Origin of the sequence: Lichenibacterium minor (assembly GCF_004137685.1) — a bacterium.
Taxonomy (GTDB): Bacteria; Pseudomonadota; Alphaproteobacteria; order Rhizobiales; family Beijerinckiaceae; genus Lichenihabitans; species Lichenihabitans minor.
On the sequence record NZ_QYBB01000008.1, the window covers coordinates 103077 to 120423 of the forward strand.

15 protein-coding genes are annotated in these 17347 nt (G+C 72.6%); 4 read left to right on the forward strand and 11 right to left on the reverse strand.

The features are described from left to right. Positions 1-64 precede the first annotated feature (64 nt). Complete coding sequence (locus D3273_RS09465) at positions 65-682, reverse strand: helix-turn-helix domain-containing protein (protein WP_129225796.1); 618 nt, start codon at positions 680-682, stop codon at positions 65-67. 364 nt (positions 683-1046) lie between these two features. Between D3273_RS09465 and D3273_RS09470 the strand changes: the two genes are divergently transcribed. The 3 genes from D3273_RS09470 to D3273_RS09480 are packed head-to-tail and all read left to right on the forward strand — an operon-like array spanning position 1047 to position 3225. Next, entirely contained in the window at positions 1047-1868 is an 822-nt protein-coding gene (locus tag D3273_RS09470) for a UDP-2,3-diacylglucosamine diphosphatase (RefSeq protein WP_129225798.1), read from the forward strand. Further along, a complete protein-coding gene (locus D3273_RS09475; RefSeq protein ID WP_129225800.1) occupies positions 1868-2893 on the forward strand; it encodes a glycosyltransferase family 4 protein in 1026 nt (341 codons plus the stop codon). The genes D3273_RS09470 and D3273_RS09475 overlap by 1 nt, the downstream gene beginning before the upstream one ends. An 11-nt stretch (positions 2894-2904) precedes the next feature. Then, on the forward strand, positions 2905-3225 hold the full coding sequence (locus D3273_RS09480) for a DMT family transporter (protein WP_129225968.1): 321 nt from the start codon (positions 2905-2907) through the stop codon (positions 3223-3225). A gap of 10 nt (positions 3226-3235) precedes the next feature. Here D3273_RS09480 and D3273_RS09485 read toward each other — a convergent pair whose 3' ends face one another. The 3 genes from D3273_RS09485 to D3273_RS09495 form a co-directional block, all read right to left on the reverse strand. Beyond that, a complete protein-coding gene (locus D3273_RS09485; RefSeq protein WP_129225802.1) occupies positions 3236-6367 on the reverse strand; it encodes an efflux RND transporter permease subunit in 3132 nt (1043 codons plus the stop codon). Positions 6368-6378: 11 nt separating this feature from the next. Continuing rightward, positions 6379-7419 carry an efflux RND transporter periplasmic adaptor subunit gene (locus D3273_RS09490; protein WP_129225970.1) on the reverse strand — a complete coding sequence of 347 codons (1041 nt, stop codon included), beginning with the start codon at positions 7417-7419 and terminating at the stop codon, positions 6379-6381. Positions 7420-7499: 80 nt separating this feature from the next. After that, a complete protein-coding gene (locus D3273_RS09495) occupies positions 7500-8594 on the reverse strand; it encodes an efflux RND transporter periplasmic adaptor subunit (protein ID WP_129225804.1) in 1095 nt (364 codons plus the stop codon). A gap of 83 nt (positions 8595-8677) precedes the next feature. Between D3273_RS09495 and D3273_RS09500 the strand changes: the two genes are divergently transcribed. Further along, on the forward strand, positions 8678-9226 hold the full coding sequence (locus D3273_RS09500; protein ID WP_129225806.1) for a TetR/AcrR family transcriptional regulator: 549 nt from the start codon (positions 8678-8680) through the stop codon (positions 9224-9226). Positions 9227-9532: 306 nt separating this feature from the next. Here the strand turns inward: D3273_RS09500 and D3273_RS09505 are convergent, their stop codons facing one another. The 7 genes from D3273_RS09505 to D3273_RS09535 form a co-directional block, all read right to left on the reverse strand. Continuing rightward, positions 9533-10060, reverse strand: a complete 528-nt coding sequence (locus D3273_RS09505; RefSeq protein WP_129225808.1) for a hypothetical protein — start codon at positions 10058-10060, stop codon at positions 9533-9535. A gap of 346 nt (positions 10061-10406) precedes the next feature. After that, positions 10407-12872, reverse strand: coding sequence for an endopeptidase La (gene lon / locus D3273_RS09510; protein WP_129225810.1), 2466 nt, complete (start codon positions 12870-12872; stop codon positions 10407-10409). A 7-nt stretch (positions 12873-12879) separates the two neighbouring features. Beyond that, the gene (locus D3273_RS09515; RefSeq protein WP_129225812.1) at positions 12880-13296 is read right to left on the reverse strand and encodes an Hsp20/alpha crystallin family protein; all 417 of its coding nucleotides are present in this window, start codon (positions 13294-13296) and stop codon (positions 12880-12882) included. 82 nt (positions 13297-13378) lie between these two features. Then, a complete protein-coding gene (locus D3273_RS09520) occupies positions 13379-14287 on the reverse strand; it encodes a Tim44 domain-containing protein (RefSeq protein WP_129225814.1) in 909 nt (302 codons plus the stop codon). A gap of 106 nt (positions 14288-14393) precedes the next feature. After that, positions 14394-15260, reverse strand: a complete 867-nt coding sequence (locus D3273_RS09525) for an SDR family oxidoreductase (RefSeq protein ID WP_129225816.1) — start codon at positions 15258-15260, stop codon at positions 14394-14396. Further along, entirely contained in the window at positions 15257-16420 is a 1164-nt protein-coding gene (queG, locus tag D3273_RS09530; RefSeq protein ID WP_129225818.1) for a tRNA epoxyqueuosine(34) reductase QueG, read from the reverse strand. The genes D3273_RS09525 and queG overlap by 4 nt, the downstream gene beginning before the upstream one ends. Before the next feature lie 36 nt (positions 16421-16456). Next, positions 16457-17149, reverse strand: a complete 693-nt coding sequence (locus D3273_RS09535; RefSeq protein WP_129225820.1) for a glutathione S-transferase family protein — start codon at positions 17147-17149, stop codon at positions 16457-16459. Between the last annotated feature and the right edge of the window lie 198 nt (positions 17150-17347).

Below are 17347 nucleotides of genomic sequence, written 5' to 3' on the forward strand. Positions count from 1 at the left end.
GGCGCCGGGGCGGTGCGGGATCGAAACGTCCGGCGCGGCCCCGGCGTCGGGCCGCGGCCGCGGTTCAGTCCATCACGGCCGCTTTGAGGATGCACACCATCGTGGCATGGGCCGGCGTCGATCCCGTGTTGCGGATGACGTGCGGGCGGTCGCAGCGGTAGCGGAGCGTGTCGCCGGCGCGGGCGTGCTCCAGCCGGCCGCCGACCGACACCTCCAATTCGCCGTCCAGCACCGACAGGCACTCGATCGAGCCGCGCTGGTGCGCGTCGGATTCGAGCACCCCGCCCGGCTCGGCGTGGAAATCGTACCATTGCAGCCAGTCGACGGTCTTGATCCAGCCGATGATGGCGAGGCGGCAGCGGCCGTCGTCGGACAGCAGCATCGGCATGTCGGTGCGTGACGTCTTCTCGACGAAGGGCTCGTCCTCGGCGCCCTGCAGCACCTTGTCGATGGACACGTCGAGCGCCTGGGCGAGGCGCCAGATGGTGGCGAGCGTCGGGTTGGTCTCGTTGCGCTCGATCTGGCTGATGATCGATTTCGCGACCCCGGATTGTTCCGACAGGTCCGACAAGGACAGGTTGTAGGCCTTGCGCAGCCGCTGCACGGTGCGGCCGAGCTGCCCCGACAGGGCGCTCGCCCCCGCTTCCAGCGCCTTCGCCTTGTCACGACCCTCGACGCCCACGGCATGCTCCCCGATCCGTCCGCGATGATAGACGATTTCGTTCGGGATATCGAACGCCAGAGTGCATCGTGCCCCCGCCGCGGCGTCGGGGAGCCCGTCGGCGCGGGCTGCGCCGCGGCCGGGCGGGGGCCGCCGTTGCCCCAAAGCCACCCTCCACCGGCTTTCGCCGTGGCGGGATTGCGGCGGCGGGGAGCCGACGCCATTATCGTTCGGCCGTCACACGGGCGCCACGCAACCGAGGCTAGACACGGATCGACGCGAGCAGATCCCTCGAAGCCGGCTCCGCGTCCCCGAGCTGTCATCCGTCGCGCGGCCGGCATGGCTTAGAGTCGCCAGCGTCGACGAAGGAGCGCCGAGTAACGCGATGACGCAGAAGACCGCCCACTACCGGACCCTGTTCATCTCGGACCTGCACCTCGGAACCCGCGGGTGCCAGCACGCCCTGATCCTCGATTTCCTCAAGCACAACGACGCCGACACCATCTACCTCGTCGGCGACATCGTCGACGGCTGGAAGCTCAAATCCGGCTGGTACTGGCCGCAGGCCCACAACGACGTCGTGCAGAAGCTGCTGCGCAAGGTGCGCCGCGGCAGCCGCATGGTGTACATCCCCGGCAACCACGACGAGTTCGCCCGCGAATACGTCGGCATGACCTTCGGCGGCGTCGAGGTGATGCGCACCGCCATCCACACGACCGCGGACGGCCGCCGCCTGCTGATCACCCACGGCGACGATTTCGACGTGGTGGTGCGCTACGCCGTGTGGCTCGCCTATCTCGGCGACTGGGCCTATCGCGCCGCCCTGGTGACGAACCACGCCTTCAACGTCGTCCGCCGCCGGCTCGGCTTCCCGTACTGGTCGTTCTCGGCCTGGGCGAAGCTGAAGGTGAAGAACATCGTGTCCTTCATCGGCGAGTTCGAGACCGCGCTGGTCGAGGAGGCCGCGCGCCACGATGCCCAAGGCGTCGTGTGCGGCCACATCCACCACGCCGCCATGCGCGAGATTGGCGGCATCACCTACGCGAACTGCGGGGACTTCGTCGAATCCTGCTCCTTCGTGGCCGAGCACCACGACGGCCGCCTCGAGGTGATGCGCTGGCTCACCACGGGCAGCGCCACCTCGGCCGTCGCCGAGGCCGACCTCGACCTCAACCTCGGCGAGGAGGCCGCCAAGGCCGCCGCCTGATGCGGATCCTGGTCGCCACCGACGCCTGGCACCCTCAGGTCAACGGCGTGGTCCGGTCGATCGAGGCGCTGCGGCGCGAGGCGGCCGACCTCGGTGCCGAAATCCTGCCGGAAACGCCGGAAGGCTGGCCCACGGTCGGCCTCCCCACCTACCCGGACATCCGCCTGGCGCTCGTCACGGCGTCGCGGCTCGGGCCTCGCATCGAATCCCTGCGGCCCGACCACGTCCACGTCGCCACCGAGGGGCCGATGGGCCTGGCGGCGCGGCGCCACTGCCTGCGCGTCGGCCGGCCCTTCACGACGAGCTACCACACGCATTTCCCCGACTACCTCGCGGCACGCGCGCCCGTCCCCCGTGCCTGGAGCTACGCCTGGCTGCGGCGCTTCCACAACGCCGGCTGCGGCACCATGGTGGCGACCGCCACGGTGGCGGAGGACCTCGGGGGGAGGGGTTTCGCCCACCTCATGCGCTGGTCGCGCGGCGTCGACCACGCGCTGTTCCGGCCCCGCGACCATGCGGTGCTCGACCTGCCGCGGCCGATCTTCCTGTGCGTCGGGCGGGTCGCGGTGGAGAAGAACGTGGAAGCCTTCCTGAAGCTCGCCCTGCCCGGCACCAAGGTGGTCGTGGGCGACGGGCCGGCGCGGGCCGACCTCGAGGTCCGCTATCCCGCGGCGCGCTTTCTCGGCGTGCGGACCGGCGAAGCGCTGGCCGAAATCTACAGCAGCGCCGACGTGTTCGTCTTCCCGAGCCGCACCGACACGTTCGGCAACGTCATGCTGGAAGCCCTGGCGAGCGGGCTGCCGGTGGCGGCCTATCCGGTGCCGGGGCCGCGCGACGTGCTGGCCGGCGGCGACGCCGGCGTGATGCGGGACGACCTCGGGGACGCCTGCCGCGCCGCCCTGGCGGTGCCGCGCGAGCGGGCGCGCGCCTTCTCGCTCGGCTACACGTGGTCGGCCAGCGCCCGGCAGTTCATCGCCAACGTGGCGCGGGCCCAGGCCGACGCCGCCCCGCGGACCGCCGCGTGACGCCCCCCTCGCTGGCCTGGGCGGTGCTCGCCGTGGCGGGGCTGCTGGAGGTCGCCTGGTCCTACGCGATGAAGCGGTCGGACGGGTTCACGCGGCTGTGGCCCAGCGTGGCGACGCTGGCCGCGGCGGCGCTGAGCTTCGCGCTGCTGTCCTTCGCCCTGCGCTCACTGCCGCTCGGTACCGCCTATGCGGCCTGGACCGGCATCGGCGCGCTGGGTGCCTTCGCGCTCGGCGTGGCGGTGCTGGGCGAGCCCGCGTCCGCGCTGCGGGTCGGCAGCGTCGCGCTGATCCTGCTCGGGATCGTGGGGTTGAAGCTGGCGTCGGGGGACTGACGCCGGCGGGTCACGCCGGCGACGCCGCCCCGTCGACCCGTCCGGCCCCGGCCGCCGCGGGCACGCCCCGCGGTGGGGCCTGGATGCCGTAGAAGCCGATGTAGAGGGCGGGCAGGAACAGCAGCGTGAGCGCCGTCGCCACCAGGATGCCGCCGATCATCGCCACCGCCATCGGGCCCCAGAACACCTGGCCGGCGATGGGGATGAGCCCCAGGCTCGCCGCCGCGGCGGTGAGCAGGATCGGCCGCATGCGGTGCTCGGTGGCTTCCACCACGGCCTGCCAGCGGTCCATCCCGGTCGCCTCGTATTCGTCGATCTGGGTCACCAGGATCACCGAATTGCGGATGATGATGCCGATGAGGGCCAGGATGCCGAGGATGGCCACGAAGCCCATCGGCTTGCCGGACCCCAGCAGCGCGATCACCACGCCGATCAGCCCGAGCGGCGCCACGCTGGCCACCAGCAGCAGCTTGCCGAAGCTTTGCAGCTGCACCATCAGCAGCGTCGCCATGGCGAGCAGCATCAGGGGCGCGACCGCCGCGATGGGCCCCTGCCCCTTGGCGCTTTCCTCGACGGCGCCGCCGGTGGCGAGGCCGTATTCGGCCGGGAGCTTCGCCGCGAAGGCCGCGATGGCGGGCGCCAGTTCGGCCACCACGGTGGCGGGCTGCACGCCGTCGGCGATGTTGCTCTTCACCGTGATGGTGGGCAGCCGGTCGCGCCGCCACACGATGGGCTGCTCCAGCCCGTCGTGGATCGTGGCGAAGGACAGGAGCGGCACGACGGTGCCGTTGGACAGCGGCACCTGCAGGCCCTGCAGCGTGTCGACCGTGTCGCGCTCCGTGCGCTCCGCGCGGCCGACGATCGGCACGAGGTAGATGCTGTCGCGCACGTCCGTGATGGTCGTCCCGCCCACGATGCCGTTGAGCAGCCCCGCCACGTCCTGCGACGTCACGCCGAGCTGGCGCGCCTTGTCCTGCAGGACGTCGATCCGCACCACCTTGCCGGGCTCGTTCCAGTCGAAGGTGGGCTGGCCGACATGGGCGTTGGCGGCGACGATGTTGGCCAGCTCCAGCGCGCGGTCCCGCACCACCTGGAGGTCGGGGCCGGACAGGCGGTACTGGACCGGGCGGCCCACCGGCGGGCCGAGGTCGAGGGGGTGGACGAAGACGTCGATGCCGACGAAGTCGTCGGCCGCGAAGCGGCGCAGCTTCTCCTGCACGCGCTCGCGGGCGGCGAGGTCGCGCGGCTCCAGCACGATCTGCCCGAAGAAGGCGTTGGCGAGCTGCTGGTCGAGCGGCAGGTAGAACCGCACCGCCCCCTGCCCCACGTAGGAGCTCCAGGACCGGATGTCGGGGTCGCCGGCGAGCGCTTTCTCGAAGCGGTCCATCTGGCGGCGGGTTTCGGCGATCGAGCTGTTCTGCGGCAGCGTCATGTCGACCAGCAGGTCGGGCCGGTCGGCCGACGGGAAGAACTGCTGCTGCACGAAGCCCATGCCGACGAAGGACGCGACCAGCAGCGCGGCGCAGAAGCCGACCGTCAGCCAGCGGCCCCGCATCGCCACGGCGAGCATGACCGAGAAGGCCCGCGCCACGGCGCCCTTGCGGTCCGCGTGGTGCTTCACCCTGCGGGGCAGCAGCGTGACGCCGATGAGCGGCGCGAAGAGCACCGCCACGATCCAGGACACGACCAGCGACGCCGCGATGACGACGAACAGCGAATAGGTGTATTCGCCCGCCGACGACCCGTTGAAGCCGATGGGGATGAACCCCGCCACCGTCACCAGCGTGCCGGTGAGCATCGGGAAAGCGGTCGACGAATAGGCGAAGGTGGCGGCGCGGCGCAGGCTTTCGCCGCGCTCCAGCCGCGCCACCATGGTTTCCACGGTGATCATCGCGTCGTCGACCAGCAGGCCCAGCGCGATGATGAGGGCGCCGAGCGAGATGCGCTGCAGCGACACGTTCATCTCGCCCATGACCACGAACACGATGGCGAGCACCAGCGGGATCGAGCAGGCGACGACGAGGCCCGCGCGGAAGCCGAGGCTGACGAAGGACACGAGGAGCACGATGGCGACGGCTTCCACCAGCGCTTCCGTGAAGCCGCCGACCGCTTCCTCGACGACCTTGGGCTGGTCCGACACGAGGTGCACGCCGACGCCGACCGGCAGCTCCGCCTCGACCTGGCGCATGCGCGCCTTCAAGGCGTCGCCGAAGTGGAGGAGGTTGCCGGACGGCTGCATGGCGATGGCGAGGCCGATGGCGGGCTTGCCGCCGTAGCGGAACATCGGCTGGGGCGGGTCCACGGTGCCGCGCGAAATGTCGGCGATGTCGCTCAGCCGGAAGAAGCGGTCGTTGATGCGCAGGTCGATGGCCTTCAGGCTGTCCTCCGAGCTGAACTGGCCGCCGACCCGCAGGCTGACGCGCTCGGGCCCGGCCTGCACGACGCCGGACGGCGAGATGGCGTTCTGGGCCTGCAGGGTCTTGATGAGCGTCTGCGTGTCGACGCCGAGGCCGGCCATCTTGCGGATGGAGAAATCGAGGCGGATCTCCTCGTCCTGGGTGCCGAGGAGCTGCATCTTGCCGATGCTCGGCACCTTGAGGATGTCGGTCCGCACGCGCTCGACGTAGTCGCGCAGCTGGCGGAAGCTCAGGCCGTCCGCCGTAAAGGCGTAGACGTTGCCGAAAACGTCGCCGAACTCGTCGTTGAAAAAGGGCCCCTGGACGCCCGAGGGGAAGTCGCCCGCGATGTCGCCGATGTGCTTGCGCACCTGGTAGAAGACCTGGCCGATGGCGCGCTTGTCGATGGTGTCCTTGAGCTGCACGAAGACGGTGGTCTTGCCCGGCGTCGTGTAGCTCTTGGTGTAGTCGAGCGCGTCGATCTGCTGGAGCTCCTTCTCGATGCGGTCGGTGACCTGGTCCATCGTTTCGCCCACGGTGGCGCCGGGCCAGGAGGCCGACACGATCATGGTCTTGATGGCGAAGGGCGGGTCCTCCTCGCGGCCGAGGCCGCGGTAGGCCATGACGCCGGCCAGCAGCGACACCAGCATCAGGAACCACACGAAGGAGCGGTGTTCGAGCGCCCATTCGGACAGGTTGAAGCCGGGCGCCTCCGGAAGGTCCTCGGCGGGGATCTCGGGTGTCATCGCATCCCCCTTCAAAGCGGCTTGCCGAGGCGCACGGCCTGGCCTTCGGACAGGCTGTGCACGCCCGCGATGACGACCTCGTCGTCGGCGGCGAGGCCGGTTTCCACCGTGACGGCATCGGCGCCGCGGTCGGCGACGGTGACGTCGCGCGACACGACCCGGTCGCCGGTGACCAGCCACACGGCGTCATGGCCGTCGCGGCTGCGCAGGGCGGTCGCCGGCAGGGCGATGCGGGGCGGGATCGGGCGACGCAGCGACACCGCGACGGTGGTGCCGAGGCGGAAGGCGGGCGGCGGCCCTTCCAGGGTCAGGCGCACCCGGCGGGTGCGGGTGGCGCTGTCGGACTGCGGCGCGATCTCGCGCACCGCGCCCCGCGCCGTGACGCCGGGGGCGGATTGCAGCGCCACCGAGAAGGCTTCGCCGGGGCGAACCCCGCCGATCAGTCCGTCGGGGATGTCCACCACGGCCTCGATCACGTCAGGCCGCGCCACCGTGACGACGGATTGGCCGGCCGGCACCACCTGCGCCACCTCGGCGGTCCAGGCCGTGACGACGCCGGCGCCGTCGGAGCGCAGCTCCGTGTAGCCGAACTGGTCCTGGGCCTTCTGCAGGCCCGCGCGGGCCTGGACGAGGCGGGCCGCCGCGGTGTCGGCCGCCGCCGTCGCGGTTTCGAGCTGGGCCTTCGTGACCGAGCCGCCGTCGTAGAGCCGCTTCTGCCGCGCCGCGGTGGCGGCGGCGTTGCTGTTCTGCGCTTCGGCGTCGGCGACGTCGGCCTTGGCCTGGTTCAGCGCGAAGGAGGGCACCTTGGCGTCGAGCGCGGCCAGGCGCTGGCCGGGCTTGACGAGGTCGCCGACCTCGACGTCGCGCGCCACCATGCGGCCGGCGATCTGGAAGCCGAGCTTGGCGGAATAGCGCGGCTCCACCGTGCCGGCGAAGGGCCCGAATGTTTCGGAGGTGACGGGGGCCACCACGGTGTAGAGCACGGGTCGGACGGGGACGGGCGCCTCGGCCTCCTTCCGGTCGCAGCCGGCGAGCGCGAGCGCCGCCGCCATCACGAGCCACGGCGGGTTCGGCGTTCCCCGCGTCCCCCGGCGAAACCCGGGCACCGCGCCCCGACCGCGTCGAGCCTCGCTCACGGCGCGCCTCCCTCGACGGCGTCGACCGCCTGACCGGGCCGCAGGAACTGGATCCCCGCCGTCACGACGCGCTGCCCCGCCTCGACGCCGGAGGACAGCACCATAGCGTCGTCGAGGTAGCGGGCCACCGTCACGGGGTGGAGCGACACCGTCCCGTCCCGCCCCAGCACCCACACGGCCGGCCCGTCGCCCTGGCGGAACAGCGCGCTCCACGGCAGGGTGATGCCGCGCTGCGGCCGGAACCGCCCCGTGCCCAGCACCGTGGCGCCGAGCGACATGCGCGGGGGCGTCGCCGCCAGCGCCACCTTCACCCGCACGGTGCCGGACGCCGGGTCGACCGTGGGCGAGATTTCGCGCACGGTTCCGGTCGCCACGACCGACGGGTCGGACTGCAGCGCCACCGCGATGCCGCCTTTCGGGGGCTCGACCAGCAGCGCCTCGTAGACGTTGAACACGGCGTCGCGCGGCCCGTCCTGCGCCAGCGTGAAGACGCGCGTGCCCGCCCCCACCACCTGCCCGACCTCGGCGTCCCGCGCCGTGACGATGCCGGCCACGCCGGAGCGCAGCTCCGTGAAGCCGAGCTGCTCCTCGGCCGTGCCGAGGGCCGCCTGGGCGGAATCCACCGACGCCTGGGTGACGCGGAGGCTCTGCTCGGCGTTGTCGAAGGCGCTGCGCGTCGTGTAGCCGGAGCCCATCAGGCTCTTCTGACGGGCGAAGCCGAGCTGCGCCTGGGTGAGCAGCGCCTGCGCGGAAGCCAGCGCCGCGCGGGCGTTCTGCAGGTTGGCGGTCTGTTCGGCGGGGTCTATCGTCGCCAGCACCTGGTCGGCCGCGACGTGCTGGCCGACCTCAACGGCGCGGGTGGCGATCTTGCCGCCGGCCCGGAACGACAGGTCGCTGGTATAGCGCGGCTCGACGTCGCCCGTCAGCGTGATGGCGGGGGCGAGGTCGCGCTGCAGCGCGGTGGCGACCATCACGCGCAGCCGCGGCTTCGCCGGCGCGTCCTCGGCGGCCTGGCAGGAGGGGGCCGCGAAGGCCGCCGCGAGGGCGGCAGCCGCGACGGCGGCGGGGATGAGACGGGGGATGCCGGGCATGGGGGGCCGAACTCGGGATTGACGCCGAGCGGGATAGCACGCACGATACAGACCGTCCAGTCGGTTTGTTCGGAGGTCGCGGCGTGGCGGTGAGGCGGAGGTCGGCGCAGACGCCGGAGGTGATCCTGGAGGCCGCCGAAGCCTTGATCCGGCGCGAAGGCGCGGCGCGGCTGACCATCGACGCCGTGGCGGCGGAGGCGGGGCTGTCCAAGGGCGGGGTGATGCACCACTTCGCCAGCAAGGACGCCCTGATCGCCGCGATGGTGCGCCACCAGTTCGGCCGCATGGACGCCGAGATGCGCGAGATCGAGGCCGGCCTGCCGCCCTCGCGGATCGCGCCGCTCCTGGCGATGATCCGCCACGCCCGCGCCCATTACGGCCGCGAGGACGGGTTTCCCAAGGCGCTGCTGGTGGCCTCGGCCGAGAACCCGAAGGCGCTGGAGGGCTTTCGGGACAAGATCGCCGAAACGCTGGGCAAGATCGACGGCGCCGGCGCGCCGGGCGCACCCTCGGTGCTGTTCTTCGCCGCGCTGGGCCTGCTGCTGACGGAAAGCCTGGGGTTCTTCGAATACGAGGACACGAAGGTGGGGGCGCTGCTCGACGCGCTGGAGGGGATGGCGGAACGCGAATGACGGCGACGGGTGCGGAGCCGCCGTGCCCCCTTCACGGGGGCGAGCGTGCTTCGGCGGACGACGGCGTCCGCCCCGCACCGCAGGGTGGGGCGGCGAAGCGGACGGGCGGGTCCGAGGCCCGCAGGGCCGACGCCGCCACGGGTCCGGCGGATGCGGGACGCGTCATGACGCTGGACCCGGCACGGATCGCCGAGCGGGGAAGGGCACCGTCGTCCCGGCGCCGAGCCTTCGCCCGACCGGCCGCATGCGACGCGGCGGTCGGTCGACCGCCGTCCGCATGGGGCCAGACCTGCGCTCCGGCCCCGGTCAGACGAGTTTGAAGTGGTTGATGTCGAGCTTCGCCCCAGACAGGAACTGGATGCTGTCGCCGGCCTTGTCGATCGTCAAAAGACGGCTGCCGTCCGTCTGGACCCCGGCTTTGGAGTTGGCCTGCTTGATGGCGGCGGCCAGATTGGCATTCTGCTGTGCAGCCGTCGATCCGAAGAAGGCCTTGGAGATCTCGATCGTCTCGCTGTTGTTGCCGCTGTCGTCCACCACGCAGGCGCCGATCATGCCAAACGTTTGTGCCTTCGAGCCGACGCCGTAGACGAACGTGTCCGATCCGGCACCGGTCACGAGAGACGTTCCCTTCGCGCTGTACACGAAATCGGTGCCCGTTCCCGCGTAAACGGTGTCGGAATCGCCGGACGTGAGGGTCGTGGCTCCCGATCCGAGTTCGATGGTGGATCCCGACGTCTGGCTCGCCTCGACCACCTCCGATGCGGTGTGCGACGACAGGTCTATCGTGGTGTTGGAGTAGCTTTTGCCGAACTGCAGGAACTTCGGAAGCGCCATGACGATCAACCCTCGAGAATCAAAGCGGGAAGGGGCGTTGCGAGCCTGGAACGACGCTTCGGCCGCCCGTCGGCGGGTCCCGCATCCCCGCCGGCGTTGTTCACCATAGAGCGGCACCGTATGCAACCACAAAGTGCAATGGCTTAGCTTGAGCTGATCCCGCGGAAGGACCGGTCGGACCGTGGCGGGCGCGCGGGCCACGGATCCAGCGGCCCGCGATCGAGGCCGCTTTCCGCGTGGCGAAACCGTCGACCGGGACGCGTGTGACCGCTTCGGAGCGGGCCGAAGGCCGGCCCCGGAGGACGGCATCATGGGTCGCGACCTCGAACTGTCGCGAGCCGATGCGTCACGAACCCGGTGCGGCTTCCACCGCCGGCGCGGGCTCCAGCCCCGCCGCCACCGCGTCCTCGACCCGCTCCAGCCACACGAACTCCAGCGCGTCCCGCACGTCCTCGGGGATGTCGTCGTAGTCGCGGCGGTTGCGGGCGGGCAGCATCACGCGGGTGATGCCGGCCGCCGCCGCCGCCAGCACCTTCTCCTTGATGCCGCCCACCGGCATCACCAGCCCGCGCAGGCTGACCTCGCCCGTCATGGCGGTGTCGGGGCGCACGGGGCGGCCGCCCAGCAGCGACACCAGCGCCATCGTCATGGCGACGCCGGCGCTCGGGCCGTCCTTGGGCGTGGCGCCGGCCGGCACGTGGATGTGGATGTCGGCGCCGTCGAGCGCCTTCGGGTCGATGCCGAGCGAGAGCGCGCGGCCCTTGACGAGGGATAGGGCGATCTGCGCCGATTCCTTCATCACGTCGCCGAGCTGGCCCGTCAGCAGCAGGCCGCCGCGCCCCGCCGAGCGCGCGGCCTCGATGAACAGGATCTCGCCGCCCACCGGCGTCCAGGCGAGGCCGGTGGCGACGCCGGCGAGCCCGGCGCGCATCCCGGCCTCGCTTTCGAACCGCGTGGCCCCCAGGATGGCGGGCAGGTCGTCCGGCGTCACGACGACGCTCTCGGCCTCGCCGCTGGCGATCTTCACCGCCGCGTGGCGCATCACCGCCCCCACCTCGCGCTCGAGGTTGCGCACGCCGGATTCCCGCGTGTAGCCGCCGATGATCGCGCCGAGGGCGTCGTCGCCGAGGTCCACCTGGCCGGGCTTCAGCCCGTTGGCCTCGGTCTGCCGCCGCACGAGGTACCGCTTCGCGATCTCCAGCTTCTCGGCCCGCGTGTAGCCGGCGAGGGTGATGATCTCCATGCGGTCGCGCAGCGGCCCGGGGATCGAATCCAGCATGTTGGCGGTGGCGATGAACACCACGCGCGACAGGTCGAAGGGCGTGCCGATGTAGTTGTCGCGGAAGGTGGCGTTCTGCTCGGGGTCGAGCACCTCCAGCATGGCGGCCGAAGGGTCGCCCCCCATGCCGCGCCCCATCTTGTCGATCTCGTCGAGCATCATCACGCAGTCGCGGGCGCCGGCCTTGCGCAGGCCCTGCACGATGGTGCCGGGCAGCGCGCCGATGTAGGTCGAGCGGTGGCCGCGGATCTCCGCCTCGTCGTGGACGCCGCCCAGGCTGACGCGCACGAAGGGGCGCCCCATGGCGCGGGCGATCGACTGGCCGAGCGACGTCTTGCCGACGCCGGGGGGGCCGGCGAAGCACAGGATCGGCGCCTTGCCGTTGGGGGCGAGCTTGCGCACCGCGAGATATTCGACGATGCGGTCCTTGATCTTGCCGAGCCCGAAATGGTCCGCGTCGAGCACGCGGCGCGCCTGCGCGATGTCGATCGGCGCCTCGTCGGGGAGCGCCCAGGGCAGTTCCACCATCCAGTCGAGGTGGTTGCGGATCATGCCCGACTCGGGCGACGCGTCGGAGGAGCGCTCGTAGCGGCGCAGCTCCTTGCGGGCGGCGGCTTCGGCGTCGGGCGGCATCCCCGCCTTGTCGATGGCGGCCGACAGGTCCGTCACCTCCTGGGCGCGGCCGGCGTCGCCCTCGCCGAGCTGGCGCTGGATCGCGGCCATCTGCTCGCGCAGCACCGCTTCCTTCTGGCGCTCGTCGAAGGTGGCCTTGGTTTGCCGCCCGATCTCGGCGGTCAAGCGCAGCACCTCCAGGCGGTGGGCCAGCAGGGCCACCACCTTGTCGATGCGCGCCACGGGGTCGATCGTTTCGATCAGCTCCTGCTTCTGCTCGGCCGGGAAGTCGAGGTAGGCGGCCACGAGGTCGGTCAGCTGCGACGGGCTCGACGCGGTCTGCACGGCGCCCACGAGGTCGGACGGCGCCTGCGGCAGGAGCTGCAGGGCTTCGAGCGCCATGCGCCTCAGGTTGGCGAAGCGCGCCTCGATGTCGGGCGAGCGCTGCTCGGGCTCGACGACGAGGCGCACCCGCGCCCGGAAGAAGGGCTGCTCGTGCAGGAACTCCTCCACCTGGAAGCGCGACTCGCCCTGCACCACGACGTGGTGCTGGCCGTCCGGCGTCGAGATGTAGCGCAGCACGTTGGCGACGGTGCCGAACGAGTGGAAGTCGCCGGCCGAGGGCTCCGCCTTGGTGCTGTCCCGCTGCATCAGGACGCCGATCTGCCGTTCCTCGCGCACGGCCTGCTGGGCCGCCGCGATGGAGGCCGAGCGGCCCAGCGCGATGGGGAACACCGTGCCGGGAAACAGCACCGTGTCGCGCACGGGCAGGATGATCAGCGTGTCGGCGTCCGGCGCGGCGGCCGGGCGGCCGCCCTCGTCCGGCGCCCCGGCGGGGGCTGAGACCTCGAAGACGGCGGGCTGCCGCGCGTCGGCGGACGCTTCGCCGGGGGTGGCGACGGGGGGATCGATGTCGTTCATGGCGGTCTCAAGCCTTGTGCAGGCTGATCAGCAGGCAGCCGTCGCGCGTGTCGCGGCGCACGCCGTCGTAGCGCCCGGGCGGGATGGCGATGCGGCGCTCGAAGCGCCCCATGGGCAGCTCCAGACGGTGGATCACGGCGGTCTGCAGTTCGGGGGGCAGCGTGCGGCGGCCCGACACCACAACGCTGTCGCCTTCCAGCGCCGCCTCGACGGCCTCGGCGGCGACGCCGGGCAGCGACACGAGGATCAACACCGCCGCTTCGGTCTCGATGACGTCGACGGCGGGCGTCCAGGCCGCCGGCCGCGGCACCCGGCGGGGTGGCGCCTGGCCCGACGGCCGCTCGGCGCGCTGGCCGCGCTCGGCGCGGGCCAGCATCGCCACCGCCTCGGCCCACATCCAGTCGTGGGGATCCTGTCTCGGCATCGCTCTCGCATCCGTCTCGATGAAGACCAATGCGGCGGTGCCGTCGCGGGTTGCCGCGGGAGGTGGCGCCCCGCGGCGGGGTTCAGCGCCCCTGCTGGATCGCCGACAGCAGCCACGGGCCGCCGCGGTCGCGCCGGAAGGTCCACAGCTCGGTGCTCTCGGTCGGGCGCGACGGGTCGCCGCCGACCACGCGACCGCTGCCGCGCTCCACCGTGACGTCGCGCAGCGAGAAGCGCATCGCTACCGTGGCATAGTCGGTCACGCCTTCGCGCCACGCTTCGGCGAGGTCGCCCTGGAGCAGGCGCGGCTCCGTCACCTCGTTGTGGACGCCCCGGGTCGCGTTGGCGCGCAGGTCCGTGTCGAAGGTGCGGAACACTTCCGGCGTGGTGAGGCGGCCCAGCGCCGGCGCATCCTCGCGGCCGTAGGCGGTCTGGATGTCGACCAGCGCCGCCTCGAAGGCGTCGAAGTCGGCCGGCGTCACGGCGAGCGGCACCGTGCCGGGGCGCGGGCCACCCCCGCCCGAGCCGAAGCCCGGGGCCGGGCCGGCGGGCCCCGCCGCGGCGGTGCGGAACATCGGGCCGCCCGCGAGGCCCGCGGCACGGCCCCGGAAGGCGCGCAGCGCGAACCAGACCAGCCCGCCGATCAGCAGCAGGGGAAACAGCCCGAAGCCGTGGCCGCCGAGCAGGCCGAACAGCCCGGCGCCGAGCAGGCCCGCGGCCAGACCCGAGCCGAAGCCGAAGCCGCGCGACAGGGCGACGCCCGGTGCACCGCCGAAGCCGCCCTGGGGCGTTTCGCTGCGCTGGATGGGCGCCGCGCCGCCCGGCGCCGTGCGGGTGAAGCCCGGCGACGAGAAGGTGCGGGCGCCCCGCGACCCGAAGGAGAAGCCGCCGCCGGCCTTGGCGTCGACCGCGGTGGAGCCGAGCGGCGCCAGCGCGGCCAGCGACAGGGCGAGCGCGGCGGCATGGAAGGAGCGGCGGAGCGAGGGGGACATGGGGGACCTGCGGCGGCGGGGCGGATTCCCCGTCGGACCCGATATGGTGATGCGCGACGCCCCGCCGCAAGGCCGCCCCAATCCGGGCGGACCGCGGGGGGCGCCGCTAGCCTTCCCCGGCCATCAGCGCCGCCAAGCCGTCGCGGTAGGTGGGGTAGCCCAGGCGGACGCCGAGGTCGTCCTTCATGCGCAGGTTCGCGACGCGGCGGTTGGCGCCGTAGAAGGAGCGCGCCATGGGCGACAGCTCGGCCCCGGCGAAGGGGATCAGCGGCGGCGGCGCCACGCCGAGCAGCTTCGCCGCATAGGCCACCACGTCGGGCGCGGGGGCCGGCTCGTCGTCGGCGATGTTCCAGGCCCCGCCCATGCCGTCGTGCAGCAGCGCCGCCGAGATGGCCCGGCCGATGTCGTCGACGTGGATGCGGTTGAACACCTGGCCGGGCTTGTCGATGCGCCGGGCGGAGCCGTCGCGCAGGTCCTCGATCGCGTTGCGGCCCGGCCCGTAGATGCCGGCGAGCCGCAGCACCGCCACCTGCTTGCCGGCGCGCGAGTCCAGCGCCAGCCAACGCTCCTCGACGGCGAGGCGGGCGCGGCCCCGCTCGCTTTCGGGCACGGGGCGCACGTCCTCGTCGATCCAGGCCCCGCCGTGGTCGCCGTAGACCCCGATGGTGGACAGGTAGGCGATGCGCTTCAGCCGCGGCGCTTCCGCGATCACCGCGCCGAAGCGTTCCAGCACCGGGTCGCCCTCGGGGCCGGGCTGCACCGACACCAGCAGCGCGTCGGCGTCCGCCAGCGCCCCTTCGATGGCGGGATCCGCTTCGGGCGGGTCGAACCGGAGCGCGCGGATGCGGTCGGCCGCGAGCGCCGCGACCTTGTCGTCCGATCGCACCGTCCCGTCGATCCGGTCGAAATGCCCGGCGTGGTGGCGCAGGTAGTGGCCGGCCGTGTAGCCGATGCCGAAGACGAAGAGGTTCACGGTCGCTCCCATTCGGCCAGCACGTCCGCGTCCGCCTCGGCGGCGCGGCACGAGGGGGACGCCAGGGCCAGCCCTTCGGTTCCGAGGAGCCGCCGCCCCGCCCAGACCGCCATGGCGCGCACGAGCGGCGACGGATGGGCGAGAAGCGCCACGGCGCGGGGCGCCAACGCGGCGTCACCCGAATTGCCGATGGCGATCGCCACGTTGCGCAGGAAGCGGTCGACCCCGATGCGCTTGATGGGGCTGCCCGAGAACAGGGCCCGGAACCCCGCGTCGTCGAGCCGCGACAAGGCGTCGAGCGAGGGCGCGGCGAGGTCGTCCCGCGCGCGCAGCTTCGCGTCCCGCCCGGCCTGCGCGAACTTGTTCCACGGGCAGGCGGCGAGGCAGTCGTCGCAGCCGTAGATGCGGTTGCCCATCAGCGGCCGGAGTTCGGGGTCGATGGCGCCTTTGTGCTCGATGGTGAGGTAAGAGATGCAGCGCCGCGCGTCGAGCTGGCGCGGCGCCGGGAAGGCGCCCGTCGGGCAGGCGTCGAGGCAGGCCCGGCAGGAGCCGCACGCATCCCCGCCCGGCGGGTCGGGCGCGAGCGGCAGCGTGGTGAAGATCGAGCCCAGGAACAGCCACGAGCCGAAGTCGCGCGACACGAGGTTGGTGTGCTTGCCGGCCCAGCCGAGCCCGGCGGCTTCCGCCAGCGGCTTCTCCATCACGGGGGCGGTGTCGACGAAGACCTTCACCTCCGTGGCGGCGCCCCGCGCGTCCACGCCGCCCTGGCGCGCCACGAAGCCGGCGAGATCCTTCAGCTTGCCCTTCACCACGTCGTGGTAGTCGCGGTGGCGGGCGTAGACCGAGACGGCGCCGGCGTGGCGCCGGTCGAGCACGGCGCGGGGGTCGTCCTCGGGGCCGTAGTTCAGCCCCAGCATGATCACCGAGCGGACCTCGGGCCACAGCGCCGCCGGGCTGCCGCGGCGCTCCGCCGTGTCGCTCATCCAGTCCATGGTGCCGTGGCGGCCGGCGGCGAGCCAGGCGCGCAGGCGCGCCGCGGCTTCCGGCACGGCGTCGGGCGAGGCCACGCGGCAGCCGTCGAAGCCCAGCGCGGCCGCGCGGGCGGCGATGCGGGCCTTGATGTCGGCGTCCACGTCAGGCGGACCGCGGGCCGCGGCCATCCCTCGTCCCGCGCCGGGTGCGAGGGACGGCCCCCGTCAAAAATCCAGGTCGGCGTAGACGGGGCTCGGCACGATGCCGGGCACGCGGTCGGCCAGCAGGGCGCGAAAGGACGGGCGCGACTTCACCCGCACGTACCAGCTCTTCGCGGTCTCGTCCTCGGCCCATGGCACGTCGCCCAGGAAATCGATGGCGGACAGGTGGGCTGCGGCGGCGAGGTCCGCGTAGGTGAGGCGGTCGCCGGCGAGCCAGTTGCGGCCCCGGATCAGGAAGCCGATGTAGCGCATGTGGTAGCGGATGTTGGCCCGCGCCACCCGCACGGCGTCCATGTCCGGCGCGCCGCCGCCCTGGTCGGCGGTCATGAAGCGCTTGTACACCTTCTCGGTGATGAGGTGGCTCGACACTTCGGCGAAGAACTTGCCGTTCCACCAGTCGAGCAGGCGGCGCACCTCGACGCGGCCGGCGGCGTCGTCCGGCATCAGGCGGCGGTCGCCCAGGGCGGGGCCGCGCGTCTCGTCGAGGTATTCGGAGATGGGCCCGGGCCCTGGCACGGCGCCGACGGGCTCCTCCACCAGCACCGGCGTGGTGCCGGCGGGGTTCATGATCAGGAAGTCGCGGCGGCGGTCGAAGACGCGTTCCTCGACGAGGTCGGGCTCGATCCCCATTTCGCCGAGGATCAGGCGGATGAAGCGGGAATGGGGGCAGAGAGGGTGGTGGTAGAGGTCCGTCATCTCGCCCGTGCTGGCAGGGGGGCCCGCGTCCCGGCCCCGGCCCCCGGCCGATCGCGGGATCGGGGGCGCCCTTCGCTATAGGCCGGGCCGCCGGGTGCGACAACCGGTTTCGGCCGGCCGGAGGGATCCGCGCGACGCCGCCGCGTCGCCGTTCACAACCGCGGCGCCCGGCCCTATATTGACGTCAAGACCGCGTCC

What these genes read in the sequence shown, in the direction of transcription:
- D3273_RS09470 (WP_129225798.1), top strand. Translation starts at nt 1,047, where the DNA reads ATGACGCAGAAGACCGCCCACTACCGGACCCTGTTCATCTCGGACCTG.
- D3273_RS09475 (WP_129225800.1), top strand. Translation starts at nt 1,868, where the DNA reads ATGCGGATCCTGGTCGCCACCGACGCCTGGCACCCTCAGGTCAACGGC.
- D3273_RS09485 (WP_129225802.1), bottom strand. Translation starts at nt 6,367, where the DNA reads ATGACACCCGAGATCCCCGCCGAGGACCTTCCGGAGGCGCCCGGCTTC.
- D3273_RS09490 (WP_129225970.1), bottom strand. Translation starts at nt 7,419, where the DNA reads ATGGCGGCGGCGCTCGCGCTCGCCGGCTGCGACCGGAAGGAGGCCGAG.
- D3273_RS09495 (WP_129225804.1), bottom strand. Translation starts at nt 8,594, where the DNA reads ATGCCCGGCATCCCCCGTCTCATCCCCGCCGCCGTCGCGGCTGCCGCC.
- D3273_RS09505 (WP_129225808.1), bottom strand. Translation starts at nt 10,060, where the DNA reads ATGGCGCTTCCGAAGTTCCTGCAGTTCGGCAAAAGCTACTCCAACACC.
- lon (WP_129225810.1), bottom strand. Translation starts at nt 12,872, where the DNA reads ATGAACGACATCGATCCCCCCGTCGCCACCCCCGGCGAAGCGTCCGCC.
- D3273_RS09515 (WP_129225812.1), bottom strand. Translation starts at nt 13,296, where the DNA reads ATGCCGAGACAGGATCCCCACGACTGGATGTGGGCCGAGGCGGTGGCG.
- D3273_RS09520 (WP_129225814.1), bottom strand. Translation starts at nt 14,287, where the DNA reads ATGTCCCCCTCGCTCCGCCGCTCCTTCCATGCCGCCGCGCTCGCCCTG.
- queG (WP_129225818.1), bottom strand. Translation starts at nt 16,420, where the DNA reads ATGGCCGCGGCCCGCGGTCCGCCTGACGTGGACGCCGACATCAAGGCC.
- D3273_RS09535 (WP_129225820.1), bottom strand. Translation starts at nt 17,149, where the DNA reads ATGACGGACCTCTACCACCACCCTCTCTGCCCCCATTCCCGCTTCATC.